The sequence below is a fragment of the Psychrobacter sp. UBA5136 genome, from assembly GCF_002414005.1.
GTDB lineage: Bacteria > Pseudomonadota > Gammaproteobacteria > Pseudomonadales > Moraxellaceae > Psychrobacter.
This window is the reverse complement of sequence record NZ_DHYG01000055.1, coordinates 1-13,359: the sequence shown is the minus strand read 5'-3', so window position 1 is coordinate 13,359 and position 13,359 is coordinate 1. Positions and strand designations below refer to the sequence as shown.

Here is a 13,359-nt window from a genome sequence, read left to right as displayed (position 1 = left end):
ATTCGGTCTTTAACTGCTCGTGCTTGGGCGCAACTTTAATTGTTGGGATTGGTATTATATAACGTAATTGCTTTCTAGGTAAATAGTAGCTTTGACTCTCTTTGATAATGCTTATCTACTGATAATTTCAGTCAATTTTTAAAAATGATAACCCAATTTCATACCAAGTGCATAGCCCGTCCCGTCATCGATATTGGCAACCCGACCATCGACTTCGGTGTCAACCGGACCACCTTCAAACCACATATATTGACCGCCTGCAGCAACGCTTAGCTGCTCGGTTAATTTATATTGCGCGCTGAGTCCTAAACTTTTGATAGAGTCATAAGGACCCAATAAACTGAGCGGCGCACCAGTGCCATGGTCATAGCCGACGCGTACTTCGCCTGAGACTTTTGGATTAAACTGCTTACCCAAGGCCACCTCGACCGCATAGCCGTCTTTTTTATAAGCAGCTAGTGGTTCTTGTGTCGAAAATGTCGCTAAAGGCGGGGCAACATTAAAGTTACTCCAATCGACCCAGCGCGCGTTTACCATACCTAGCAACTGATACTTTTCACTTAATCCCGTTTGAAAGTCTAAATTAACCGACTGCGGCATCTTAACCTCGGTCTTGCCCGCTAGCGGTAAGGGCACTTCGTCGGTCGCTGGTCCCGGTGTCACACCATCACCACCAGCGATAAGTGGCAAAATAACTTGCAGGTTTTCTACCCCAGTTACTTGGTATTTGGCAGGCGCGCGATAGGTTAATGCGGCGCGTAGTGCAATCTCTGGCTTTTCATACGCCATCCCAATAACAGGCACTAGCGTATTTTCGTTTTCAAAGTCTAACGTATAATAGGTTGGTGCTTCTGCCACTGGTGTGGCAAGACCATTGACTGTCTCTAACGCTTCCGCTTCCGCAGCGCTAATCGTGCCATTATTTTGTTTATTGACCAAATCATAATAAGCCTCAGCGGTCGGCACACCAAAAATCGCGCCTGCCTGATCAATCACTTGAGAGACAGCGGTGGTTAGACCAACTGGCTGCGCGCCCGTGATATTGCCTTTTAGCGTTTGGTATTCAAGGCCACCGTATAGCCACACATTATTGCTAATCTTACCGCCACCTAAAAGCGTGATACCATTTGTCTCTACCCGCGCCTCGGTGGTGCCCATGCGATTGCTAAAAATATTCCCTGCTGGGTATTCGGTATCAACGCCAAAGGGTTTTTCGTAAATCACTGCCAGTGCTGTATTGGCGGTCGGGGCGATTTTGATAGCCGCGCCGGGCAAATCAAAGCTGTCCATCATATCGCCGATTTTATTACCGGCAGCATCGGTACCTTCGATTTTTGGGTTGACATAACCATAAGACAATTCAGCGTAATGGCCTGGCTCAAAAAAAGGCGCAACCGACTGTTTACTATATTCGATGCCAGCTGCGTGTGCTGAGCTAATAGCGAGGCTAAGCGCCGTCAAAGTACCGACAGTAAGCAAATAGCGCGAAGAATAAGAAAGAATAGCAGACTTATTAAGTCCTAAAAACAGCTGAGCGCTCATGACAATATCCTTTTGTCAGTTAAAAACACCACCAAGCCATAAAACCACAAAGACTTTTTATAGCTGGCCTTAATCTCTAGATTAAATAGCGAATGTCGACCTTTGTCAATATATCAGCAGCAACTTTATGGCATTCTATACTTCATTCAACAAAAGCAGTCAATGAACGGCTTAACCTTTGCACATTTTTTTGCTAAACCTATAAATATTTTCTTTATATTTAATTAACAAACTAACCAACTTATTTTTATAAAATTGATCTAATATCATACACAATCATCCTTTCTCAATTGCCACTTATTCTTTAAGCAGAGAAAAATAGAATGTCAAAATCACTTTTTAGACTGTGTTTAGCTGGCTCACTGGTTTTAGGTTTAAGCGGCTGTATTGCGTCAGAAAAGCTCGATTATCAATTGATGCGACAAGAGGATGCCAAATGGGTTGCCGATGAGCAATTTACCGACACGGTTATTGCTGTTGGTAAGCCCGCCGCGCCTGTTCAAGGCGTTGATAATGCGATTGTGTTTGCCGGAGAAAAGGGCAGCTATTTGGTACAGAGCGCCAAGAGAGATGGCGAATTTCTTGACATTTTAGACCAAGTGGATATGGCTTATTTTTCTTTTGAGCCGATGCCAGCATTTAATGCGCCATATTTTAGAATAAGAATAGGCGAGCAAGGCTGCACGTCACAGCAAGGCTGTATTGCCTTAAAGCTATGGTTTGAAAAACCGGCCCATCTGCTAGCCGCAGGTGAAACGGCTAAGCTTGAGAAGTTTGATTTTACTTGTCACGATGGCTTTGCGGGGAGTATGACACGCTGCACAAAAAATCTGTGGCGCCTTCCTGTGACGGTGGCACCAGCGGTGAAAAATATCGATAATTTGCAGTATCGCTTGCCGCAACCGACCACGCTAAAGTTTTATCATTATCAGCCAGATAAAGCCGAGGCGGAGAAAAAAAGGCTAAAGGCGCTGATGCCATTTGCCAAGGCGTTTGACATTATTACCTTTCCGATTCAACTTATTATGGTAGAAGGTTCTAAGTAAGAGCAGTGTATTAAAAATACTTTTTACCAGTTTAAAATAAACGAAGTTAAGATTTCAGCATTTTTTTAATAGACAACTCTAAAGACAGATAAGTGCCAAATAATATCACCACCGAGCCGATAATCGCTGGCGTGTCTAAGGCTTCACCAAGCAGTAAATAGCCAAAAATAATGGCAAAAATTGGAATCACTAAGGTAATACTGGTCGCGCGCATCGGGCCGATACTTTTAATGAGTTGATTCATAAAAATCAGCGCGATGGCAGTTGAAAAGACGCCAATACAAATCACTGACATCCAAGCGGTGAAGCTGATGGTTTTGTGATAGGGAAACTCATAGACGGCTATCGGTAGCATGATGATGCTGGCGATGATAAGCGAGCCTGCGGTAATCGCCACCGGCGAGACGTTGTATAAATAGTTGCGGGTGATATTGGCGCCGACCGCATAACCGACACAGGCAAATAAGGCGTAGCCCATTGGTAATAATGACGACTCAGAAGAAGCACTTTGACTACCAAATAAGCTTTCACTCATCAAAATAATCACGCCGATAACGCCAATGATTAAACCAAGAATTTGTTTTTTTGACAGTCTGTCTTTAAAAAAGGTACTGGCGATAAAGCCGCTCATCATCGGGACAGACGCATTAAGCACCGCCAACACCCCAGCATTGACCGAGCGCGCTGAAAAAGCAAACAGCATAAAAGGGATGGCGGCAGAAAATAGTCCCACCAGCGTGAGCACTTTCCAGTTATCGCGTATACCCTCCCTGTTTTTTGGGCTGATTAAGACAAAAACCAGCATCACCAAACCAGCAAATACCACGCGCAAACTGGCAAACGCTAGCGAGCCAAATTCCGGCACGCCGATACGGTAAAAAATAAACGACAGCGACCACATAAAGGACAGTGTCATAAAAATGATGAGGTCGCGGTTGGACATGGGTGAATCCTATCAAGCGTTAGACTAAAAAAAACCACGATGATAACTTTTTAAGCGCTAAATAGGTGTTGTTTTTTTATTCTTCTCACAGATTTTTTATAGCTTTACCTTATCTAAAATAAAATCAATATCTTTATCGCCGCGCCCTGATAAATTGACCAAAATCGTCTCATCGGCTGACATGTCTTTGGCAATTCTCATCGCATAGGCAATGGCGTGTGCCGACTCTAAAGCCGGAATAATACCTTCAAGGCGGGATAGCGCCATAAACGCATCTAAACATTCTGCATCGGTTGCCGACTCATAAGTGGCAAGCTCCAAATCTCTAAGATACGAATGCTGTGGCCCAACGCCTGGGTAATCAAGACCCGAAGCAATCGAATGCACGGGGGCAGGCTCGCCTCTTTCATCAAGCAGCACGTAGCATTTAAAACCATGCAGCTCACCTTTAACGCCAAGAGACATCGTTGCCGCATGATTGGGCGTGTCTAAGCCTTCGCCCGCTGGTTCGACGCCGATTTTTTCTACCTCGGCATCATCAAAAAAGCCGCTAAACATGCCAATAGCATTGGAGCCGCCGCCGACACAAGCGACCACTTTATTCGGCAACTTACCCGTCGTCGCTAAGAACTGCGCCCGCGCTTCATGCCCGACTACTGACTGAAAGTAGCTGACTATTTCAGGATAGGGCGCCGGTCCCAGTGCCGAGCCAATCGCAAACATACTGCTATCAAGCTCATTCAAATAAGTCTCAAAGGCACTATCGACCGCTTCTTTAAGCGTCCCTGCGCCGCGTGAGACAGGTACGATATTGGCGCCCAAAATTTTCATGCGGCTGACGTTTGGCTGCTCTTTTTTGATATCAACCACGCCCATGTGAATCTCACATTCGATTCCCATCAAGGCTGCTGCTGTTGCTAGTGCCACGCCATGTTGCCCTGCGCCTGTCTCGGCAATGACTTTGGTTTTGCCCAATTTTTTGGCTAATAACACCTCACCCAAGCAGTGATTAATCTTGTGCGCGCCCGTATGGTTTAAATCCTCACGCTTAAAATAAATCTGCGCGCCGCCGCAATGCTCGGTCAAACGCTGCGCATGATAAATAGGGCTTGGGCGACCCACATAGGTCTCACGTAAGCGCTTCATCTCTTTGATAAAGTCGTCGTCTTTGATGATGTCACGAAAGCCTGTTTCAATCTCGCTCATGGCTCGGGCCAGCTCAGGATGGCCAATTTTGCCCCCAAATTCGCCATATAACCCATCGCTATTAGGTAAGATGGATTGATGTAAACCGTAGCCAGTGGCGGTATTTTGCGTTGTCATAGTTAAACCTTATTATTTTAAATAAAATATTTACAGTGTCGTGTTTGCCAAATTCTTTAGCATTTTAAAAATCATTAAATGTATTTGTGTTCTAGTACATTGAAACGAGATAGTAAGGGATATTTCTTATTTGGTCAAGTCTCCTTATAAATTTGAGCGCACTAAATACTTGAAAGCCTTACTTCGCACAACGTGATTTTTTAATTTGACTAAAATCGTGTGGCTCGCAACAAAGAAATAATCACGACACTTTTTTTTGCTAAACTCTCGTTCATTACTTCGTTTATTAAAGATATAGAAACAGGAAAACCATGCAACGACGTCAATTAATTAAAGCCATGGGTCTAAGCTTAGGCGCTATCGGCACCTCCGCTGCGGTGAGCGGTTGCCAAACGCTTGCCAAGCCGCCAAAACTACCAAGTACCATCACCCAAGCGGGACACTTTCCTAATATCATCGTTGGTAGTGGCTATGGCGGCGCGGTATCGGCGCTGCGACTAAGCGAAAAAGGCCATAAAGTGTTGATATTAGAGATGGGCATGCGCTGGGATAGAACGCCCGAGCACGATACTTTTTGCAAAATGATAAGCGCCGATAAGCGCTCAAGCTGGTTTACCAATTGGCCAAATGCACCCATTCCGATTCCTATCCCGATTAAGAAATACCCGGGCGTTTTAGATTTAATCGAATACGACGAGATGAAAGTATTCGCAGGGCGTGCTTATGGCGGCGGCTCTATCGTTAATGGCGCCATTGCCATTGCTCCCAGACGCGCGCACTTTGAAGCCGTGTTTCCGTGGATCGATAGCGATGAGATGTACGATATTTACTTCCCGCGCGCCATGCGAGAATTAAAAGTTAGCCAAATTCCCGAGACTTTTTTTAATGAGTCTGAGCATTACGAATTTACCCGCGCTGCTGAGCGCCAAGCGTCGAGAGCAGGACTGAAAACCGAATTTTTTGGCAACAGCTACGACTTTGACTATATGCAAAAAGAGGCGCGCGGCGAAGTGTACAAGTCAGCACTCGGCGGCGAAGTCATCTACGGTAATAACGCAGGCAAATTCTCACTTGATTTAACCTATCTAAAAGACGCTGAAGCGACGGGTAATGTCACGGTCAAAACCTTACGCAAAGTCAATAGCATTCAAGCGCTCGATAACGACCATCTCAGATTAGAGGTTTATGTTCTAAATACCACGGGCGGCGTTGATAAAATCGAACATTATACTTGCGATAAGCTGTTTTTAAACGCAGGCAGTACGGGAACTTCAGAGCTGCTACTTAAAAGCCACGCGGAAGGCAAGCTTACTAAGCTAAACGAGCATATTGGCCAGCATTGGGGGCCAAACGGCAACATCATGACGGGGCGCAATTTCGTCCACGCCGCTGGCACCACCCAATCGACCATTCCGGTCAAAGGTATCAATATGTGGGACGGCGATAGAGATGGCTCAAAGTACAAAATCTTTGCCGAGCTTGCGCCATTGCCGCTAGGACTTGAGACCTGGAGCACCCTATACCTTGCTATCACTGACAACCCAGAACGCGGCAATTATTACTATGATAAAGCCACCAAAACCGTCAAACTCAACTGGAAACGCGAGCAAAATGCGTATTCGGTAAATGCCGCCAAAGAGCTGATCGAAAAACTTGCTAAAGTCAATGGCGGCTCGACATCAAGCTTACTGTTTACCAAAGGCTTTGGCGATAACTTCTGCTATCACCCGCTTGGCGGCTGCGTATTGGGCAAAGCGACTGATGAAGTTGGCCGCGTCAAAGGGCATAAAAACATCTACGTGCAAGATGGCGCGTTAATCCCCGGTAGCGCGGGCGTCAATCCGTACGTGTTTATCACCGGACTTGCGGAGCGGAATATGGCGGCTATTTTAAAGAAAGATTTTGGGTAGGTTATTGGAGAATTGGTTGAATAGAAAACGCTCTTTAGGGGCGTTTTTTTGACTTAGATTTGCGCATGTTTAGGCGGTTCGTTTTATGACATCTTTTTTCCACTAATTTGACTGCTGTATCTCAAACCACTTTTTTGTCATTGAATTCACTTCTAACATCAGTAAAAATGGCAATCATCATTTATTTAAAAAAATAAGTCACAAAAAGGACACTCAATGAAACTGCGCATCTTAAAGTCTGCCGTTACCAACCCTTGGTTTAACCTTGCGACCGAAGATTGGATATTTAATACGCTCAATCCCGACTCGCACACGCTATTTTTATGGCGCAATAGCGAGACCGTAGTCATTGGGCGCTCGCAAAACCCATGGGTGGAATGCAAAATCGATAAGATGGAAGCCGACGAGGTGTTTTTGGCGCGGCGGCAGAGTGGCGGCGGCGCGGTGTTTCATGATTTGGGCAATACCAACTTTACCTTTTTATCGCCCAAAGACGACTACGACCAAGAAGCAAACTTTACCATTATTATCAGTGCGCTAAAAAAACTCGGTATCGACGCGGAATTATCTGGTCGAAATGACATGCAAGTCGGCGATAAAAAAATATCAGGAAGCGCCTTTAAACATGCGTCCGATCGTAGCTTTCATCACGGCACATTGCTCGTGAATGCCAACATGCAAAAGCTCGGCGATTATCTTAATCCGCATCCGCTGAAGCTCAAGGCCAAAGGCATCAAATCGGTGCGCGGACGGGTGGCAAACTTGGTTGAGTTTAATGCAGACATCAATCACGAAATGTTATCCGATGCAATTATCGAGGCATTTTGTGACTATTATGGCGATACTGCTCCGGTAGAAGAATTGGACGAAGCCAGTCTCGCCAAGCAGCCAGCGCTAAACAAATACTATCAGCAAATGGCGGATTGGGATTGGCGCTTTGGTAAGACGCCTGAATTTAGCCATCATATTGAGACGCGCTTTGATTGGGGCATTATCGATTTGCACCTTGATGTCAAGCAAGCCGTTATTCGCGATGTGGTTATATTCTCTGATGCGCTCAATGTTGAATTAATTGACCTGCTAAAAGAAACACTAACTGATGTCAAATATGACAAGCATGAGATTAAAGCTAAGCTTGATGAATTGGGTAAAGCGCATCCTGACATTGCAGCGCAGATTGATGACGTGTCTACGTGGTTGGTTAGGGAGATGGAGGGTTAAACGAAAAAACGGCAGAAAATATTTTTCTACCGTTTTTCACTCTAGATTTATTATTTTAAATCACTGATTAAATAATTGCTGCAACCTCAGCTCCATCACGAATCGCACGTTTAGCATCCAGCTCAGCCGCGAGCTTTGCACCGCCAATGAGATGATACTGCGCATCTGGCGCATCACCAACATTTGGCATCAACTCTACGACCGACTCTTGTCCAGCACAGACCACAACGCTATCGACACGAAGTAGCTGGCTTTGACCTTGATTATTGGTAATCCATATACCTTCGTTGGTGATTTTTTCATACTGCGCGCCTGATACTTGAATGACGCCGTGCGATTTGATGTGCGCGCGATGTACCCAGCCCGAGGTTTTATTGAGACCACTACCTAAGCGACCTTTGCTGCGCTGCATCAAGTACACTTGACGTACAGGTTTAATGCCTTCAGGTTTAATCAAACCGCCATCTGTCTGATAGTCGGTATCAGAGGTCACGCCCCACTCTTCACGCCAATCGCTGATAGATTGCGGCTCTGGGCGGTAGCTTGGGTCTTTTAGCGTCTCAGGACCTAGCTCATCTAATGGCTGACCATGATTGGCGGTTAGATATTCACTGACGTCAAAACCAATGCCGCCAGCACCAATGACCGCTACGGTTTCGCCGACGGATTTCTCCCCAGAGAGCAGTTCAGCATAGCTGATGACTTGTGGTAAATCCGCGCCTTCTAGCTTGCCTTTTAGACTTCTTGGCACCACGCCAGTTGCAACGATGACATGATGGAATTTGGCATTTTCTAGCATGGCTTTATCAACTTTGGTATTGAGTTTAATCTCAACGCCTAAGTACTCAAGCTCATTGATATAGTAGCGAATGGTTTCAAAGAATTCTTCCTTACCAGGGATAACTTTAGCGTAGTTAAACTGACCGCCCAAGATATCTTTTGCTTCAAACAACGTCACGTCATGACCACGTAGCGCGGCAACATGAGCGGCTGACATGCCAGCAACGCCGCCACCGATGACCGCGACTTTTTTCGGTTTTTTGGTTTTCTTATAAACCAGTTCTGTCTCATAGCAGGCTTGTGGATTGACCAAACAAGTCGAGCGTTTATTTTCAAAGGTATGATCCAAGCAGGCTTGGTTACAAGCGATACAGGTATTGATACGATCTGTCTGGCCATTTTTGGCTTTATTGACCCAATGCGGATCGGCTAAGAACGGACGCGCCATCTGAATCATGTCAGCTTGCCCGCTGGCGAGGATTTGTTCCGCGGTTTCTGGCATATTGATACGGTTGGCCGCCATCATTGGGATATTGATGTGTTTTTTAATCTCAGCGGTAAAATCAACAAACGCCGCGCGTGGTACGCTAGTAACGATGGTCGGTACGCGCGCTTCATGCCAGCCGATACCGGTATTCATAATGGTCACGCCCGCTTCTTCTAGCGCTTTAGCGACGGTGATGACTTCATCCATGACGTTACCGTCTTTAACCAAATCAATCACTGATAAGCGAAACAGGATAATAAAATCTTCACCCGTTGCTTCGCGTACCGCCTTCACCACATCGACCGCAAATTTCATGCGATTATGAATATCGCCGCCATACTCATCGTTACGTTTATTGACGTGCCGCGATAAAAATTGATTGAGCAAATAGCCTTCTGAGCCCATGATTTCCACGCCATCATAACCCGCTTGTTTGGCGAGTTTGGCAGAACGCGCGTAATCTTTGACGGTTTGCTCGATATTTTTGATGCTCATCTTGCGCGGTTTAAATGGCGAGATTGGTGACTTAATCGGGCTTGCTGATACCGCAAACGGATGATAACCATAGCGACCACTGTGCAAGATTTGCATGATGATTTTGCTGTCATATTTATGCGCGGCACGGGTGACGCGTTGATGGTTAATGACGTCCATTTTTGTATTCATGGTGCCGCCCGCAGGGAGCAACCAGCCTTCACGATTGGGCGAAATGCCGCCCGTAATCATCATCGCCACGCCGCCTTTGGCACGCTCTGCAAAATACGCCGCCAGTTTGCCGTAATTATAAAAACGGTCTTCAAGCCCCGTATGCATCGAGCCCATTACCATGCGGTTTTTCAGCGTGGTAAAGCCCAAATCGAGTGGCTCAAATAAGTGCGGGTAGTGTTCGTTGGTGCTAGCGGTCTCAATGGTATTGGCAGGGCGGCTGGCGGTCATATCATTTTCCTTATGAATGGTTTATCAAATTACTTTTTGAAAACAGAAGGGCTACGGGATTTAGCGTTGAGGCTATCGTATCACACCGCTATTAGCATCAGCTATGCGGACAAGCGACTGATGAGTGAACACATATTAATGCCAATGCTAAATAGGTCGATGTTTGCATCGGGTTTATGATATCTGGTTAAGTAAACACCACAAAATCCGCCCAATTTTTGGGGCAATTGGCTATAATAGCGGGGGCGTTGCTAAATACCTAGCTTGTTTATACAACAGCTATTTATGCACCAATCGCTTCTACAGCATCCGCTTCGCTTAACCTGCATCATCGAATACCAGCAATACGATAAAGGACTATCCACATGACAGACTTTCATACCGGTCTTGGCAAAAACGCTGCCAACCACCAACCACTTACCCCTATTGACTTCATCATCCGTAGCGCGCAGGTTTATCCTAACAAAACCGCCATCATTTATGACGATTTAGAGCACAATAACCTCACCCAAACGTGGCAGCAGACGTATGATCGCTGCCGCCAGTTGGCAGATGGTCTGCGCAAATTGGGCATCGATAAAAATGACACGGTGGCGGTCATGATGCCAAATACGCCTGCAATGGTCGAGGCAGCCTTTGGCGTGCCGATGTCAGGCGGCGTACTTTGCACCCTTAATACCCGCCTTGATATCAACGCCCTTACCTTTTGCTTGCAGCATTCAGAAGCCAAAGTATTAATTTTAGACAGCGAATTTGCTGAGCATGCTGAAATTATCGATGAAGCCTTTCCAAATCTCATCGTGATTCATGCGACCGATAAAGCGTTTGATGTCGAGCGTTTTGGACAAATGACTTATGAAGAACTCATTGGCAGCTCAGACAGTTTGGATAATTGGGAAAAACCGCTCGATGAATGGGATGCCATTGCCCTCAACTACACTTCTGGCACCACGGGCAAACCCAAAGGCGTGGTTTATCACCATCGCGGAGCGACGCTCAATGCCGTGTCTAATATTTTAGATTGGGATATGCCCAAGCATCCGACGTATTTATGGACACTGCCACTATTTCATTGCAACGGTTGGTGTTTTCCGTGGACCATTGCTGAGCGCGCGGGCGTCAACGTTTGCCTGCGTAAAATTGTCGCGGATTTGATTTTGCAGCTAATTGCCAAATATAAAGTCAGCCATTACTGCTCAGCGCCCGTGGTACACAATATGATTGCGGGCGGCAAAGCTGAATATAAAGAAGCCATTAATCATGAGGTTAAAGGTTGGGTCGCTGGTGCGCCGCCATCTGAAACCATGCTTGCTGCCATGGAAGCCATGGGCTTTCATATCTCGCACGTTTATGGTTTGACCGAAGTTTATGGCCCCGTCACTGTCTGCGCTGAGCAAGAAGAATGGGATGCGCTTGATGTTGCTGGACGCGCGCAGAAAAAATCACGTCAGGGCGTAACCTCACATTTGATGACGGGGTTTGAGCTGTTTAAACAAGGCACTACTGAGCCGGTTGCCGCCGATGGTGAAGAGATGGGCGAGCTGGCACTGCGCGGCAATATGGTGATGAAAGGTTATCTGAAAAGTCGTAAAGCGACCGAAGAAGCCTTTGCTGATGGTTGGTTCCGCACTGGTGATTTGGGGGTTAAATATCCTGATGGCTATATCAAAATCATGGATAGGCTCAAAGACATCATCATCTCAGGCGGTGAAAATATCTCGAGTATCGAGGTCGAAAACGTCCTATATAAAATGCCTGAAATCCAAAGCTGCGCCGTCGTTGCCGCACCGCACGACAAGTGGGGCGAAGTGCCCGTGGCCTTTATCGAAATCCATGCAGGCAGCACCTTACAGCGCGATCATGTGATGGAACATTGCAAGCAGTATTTAGCGGGTTTTAAAGTTCCAAAATACATTATCTTTGCTGAAATACCCAAAACCAGTACCGGTAAAGTGCAGAAATTTGAGCTGCGTCAAGCGGCCAAATCATTGGCGCACGAGACGCCAAAAGTCACCGCTAGCGCTAAATAATAGCCTTTGAGTAACTTGCCTAAAACAGGGCCAGTCTAATTATTAGGCTGACCCTGTTTTTTGAACTAGAAACGTAAAGCCTGTTATTAGCCAAGTGACTCATTCAGTTTTGGCTCAAACCACTGATAAATCAGCATACCAAGCAGCATGGCAGCGGCAAACACATACGCTTGCCAGTGTCCTGTCCCTAACAGCACAATGCTAGGCCCTGGACAGATACCGACCAAGCCCCATCCGATACCAAACAGCATCGCGCCGATCAGCAGCTTTTTATCAATCACAGTCTTACTTGGCAATAAGATAAAAGTGCCCGCCCAGCTGGTTTTTTGCCGCTTGGCCAACTGTACACCGATGGTGGCCACTAACAGACCGCCGCCCATCACCAAAGCCAAGGAGATATCCCAGGCGCCAAAGACGTCCAAAAACCCTTGTAACTTAGCAGGGTCGGTCATCCCTGCTATCAGCAGTCCCAAGCCGAATAATAACCCTGCCACTAATCCAATCATATTTTTTAGCATGTTTGTTTCTCGCACTTCATTTGTTAATCCAAATTGTTCGCTGTCTTTGCAACAAGCCGTCTATGTAGCTTTTAAATCAAGCCCAAGACATGGCGGCCAAGATAAACCGTCACAATACCAAAGAGCATAAAGGTTATCGTCGCCGCCATCGAACGCGGTGACAAACGCGCATTACCGCAGATACCATGGCCGCTGGTACAGCCTGAACCTAGGCGCGTGCCAAAACCGACGAGCAACCCTGCGCCGATTAACAAGGGTAATGACGTGGTGATTTCTATATCCGGCAAGGGTCGAGCCAGACTGTAAAGTAAGGGCGAGAAGATAAGGCCTGCGATAAACAGCACCTGCCACATCTCTATGTGTTTGGGTTTTAGCACGCTTGACACGATACCGCTGATACCGGCAATACGCCCAATGCCCAACAATAAAATAACGGTCGATGCCCCTAGCAGCAGCCCGCCTACTAAGGAAATCGGCGTAAAAGCTTGCCAGTCTATTTGTATATTCATCATATTTACCCAAATCAATTTTTATCAAAATCAAGAGCGTCATTAAAATCATAATTCGATTTATATAAATACATTATATAATAAAATATAATAAATAGGTAAAAAAATACTGAA

At 46.1% G+C, this 13,359-nt stretch carries 10 protein-coding genes; 4 read left to right on the top strand and 6 right to left on the bottom strand.

Features of this window, described 5'->3' with window-relative positions:
* Window positions 1–138 precede the first annotated feature (138 nt).
* Window positions 139–1,542: a hypothetical protein gene (locus tag B4240_RS08925; protein WP_296238475.1), complete on the bottom strand. Its 1,404-nt coding sequence runs from the start codon at window positions 1,540–1,542 to the stop codon at window positions 139–141.
* 323 nt (window positions 1,543–1,865) lie between these two features.
* On the opposite strand from B4240_RS08925, the gene B4240_RS08920 reads away from it, so the two are divergent.
* The gene (locus B4240_RS08920) at window positions 1,866–2,588 is read left to right on the top strand and encodes a hypothetical protein (RefSeq protein WP_296238474.1); all 723 of its coding nucleotides are present in this window, start codon (window positions 1,866–1,868) and stop codon (window positions 2,586–2,588) included.
* A 46-nt stretch (window positions 2,589–2,634) separates the two neighbouring features.
* Here the strand turns inward: B4240_RS08920 and B4240_RS08915 are convergent, their stop codons facing one another.
* Entirely contained in the window at window positions 2,635–3,531 is an 897-nt protein-coding gene (locus B4240_RS08915; RefSeq protein WP_296238472.1) for a DMT family transporter, read from the bottom strand.
* A gap of 96 nt (window positions 3,532–3,627) precedes the next feature.
* Complete coding sequence (gene trpB / locus B4240_RS08910) at window positions 3,628–4,854, bottom strand: tryptophan synthase subunit beta (protein ID WP_296238470.1); 1,227 nt, start codon at window positions 4,852–4,854, stop codon at window positions 3,628–3,630.
* Window positions 4,855–5,165: 311 nt separating this feature from the next.
* On the opposite strand from trpB, the gene B4240_RS08905 reads away from it, so the two are divergent.
* Complete coding sequence (locus B4240_RS08905; protein WP_296238468.1) at window positions 5,166–6,764, top strand: GMC oxidoreductase; 1,599 nt, start codon at window positions 5,166–5,168, stop codon at window positions 6,762–6,764.
* A 216-nt stretch (window positions 6,765–6,980) separates the two neighbouring features.
* Window positions 6,981–7,985, top strand: a complete 1,005-nt coding sequence (locus B4240_RS08900; protein ID WP_296238466.1) for a lipoate--protein ligase — start codon at window positions 6,981–6,983, stop codon at window positions 7,983–7,985.
* Window positions 7,986–8,052: 67 nt separating this feature from the next.
* Here B4240_RS08900 and B4240_RS08895 read toward each other — a convergent pair whose 3' ends face one another.
* Complete coding sequence (locus B4240_RS08895) at window positions 8,053–10,188, bottom strand: NADPH-dependent 2,4-dienoyl-CoA reductase (RefSeq protein WP_296238465.1); 2,136 nt, start codon at window positions 10,186–10,188, stop codon at window positions 8,053–8,055.
* Between the two features lie 365 nt (window positions 10,189–10,553).
* Here B4240_RS08895 and B4240_RS08890 point away from each other — a divergent pair, with 365 nt between their 5' ends.
* A complete protein-coding gene (locus B4240_RS08890; protein WP_296238463.1) occupies window positions 10,554–12,218 on the top strand; it encodes an AMP-binding protein in 1,665 nt (554 codons plus the stop codon).
* Window positions 12,219–12,304: 86 nt separating this feature from the next.
* Here the strand turns inward: B4240_RS08890 and B4240_RS08885 are convergent, their stop codons facing one another.
* Both B4240_RS08885 and B4240_RS08880 read right to left on the bottom strand, forming a co-directional pair.
* Window positions 12,305–12,736 (bottom strand): DUF6691 family protein, encoded by a 432-nt coding sequence (locus tag B4240_RS08885; RefSeq protein ID WP_296238461.1) that lies wholly within the window; start codon window positions 12,734–12,736, stop codon window positions 12,305–12,307.
* Between the two features lie 71 nt (window positions 12,737–12,807).
* Complete coding sequence (locus B4240_RS08880) at window positions 12,808–13,245, bottom strand: YeeE/YedE family protein (RefSeq protein WP_296238477.1); 438 nt, start codon at window positions 13,243–13,245, stop codon at window positions 12,808–12,810.
* Between the last annotated feature and the right edge of the window lie 114 nt (window positions 13,246–13,359).

Excerpts from the sequence above, each read along its gene's own strand:
- B4240_RS08885 (WP_296238461.1), bottom strand. The coding sequence starts at position 12,736 with ATGCTAAAAAATATGATTGGATTAGTGGCAGGGTTATTATTCGGCTTG.
- B4240_RS08905 (WP_296238468.1), top strand. The coding sequence starts at position 5,166 with ATGCAACGACGTCAATTAATTAAAGCCATGGGTCTAAGCTTAGGCGCT.
- B4240_RS08900 (WP_296238466.1), top strand. The coding sequence starts at position 6,981 with ATGAAACTGCGCATCTTAAAGTCTGCCGTTACCAACCCTTGGTTTAAC.
- B4240_RS08880 (WP_296238477.1), bottom strand. The coding sequence starts at position 13,245 with ATGAATATACAAATAGACTGGCAAGCTTTTACGCCGATTTCCTTAGTA.
- B4240_RS08920 (WP_296238474.1), top strand. The coding sequence starts at position 1,866 with ATGTCAAAATCACTTTTTAGACTGTGTTTAGCTGGCTCACTGGTTTTA.
- B4240_RS08890 (WP_296238463.1), top strand. The coding sequence starts at position 10,554 with ATGACAGACTTTCATACCGGTCTTGGCAAAAACGCTGCCAACCACCAA.
- B4240_RS08915 (WP_296238472.1), bottom strand. The coding sequence starts at position 3,531 with ATGTCCAACCGCGACCTCATCATTTTTATGACACTGTCCTTTATGTGG.
- trpB (WP_296238470.1), bottom strand. The coding sequence starts at position 4,854 with ATGACAACGCAAAATACCGCCACTGGCTACGGTTTACATCAATCCATC.
- B4240_RS08925 (WP_296238475.1), bottom strand. The coding sequence starts at position 1,542 with ATGAGCGCTCAGCTGTTTTTAGGACTTAATAAGTCTGCTATTCTTTCT.
- B4240_RS08895 (WP_296238465.1), bottom strand. The coding sequence starts at position 10,188 with ATGACCGCCAGCCGCCCTGCCAATACCATTGAGACCGCTAGCACCAAC.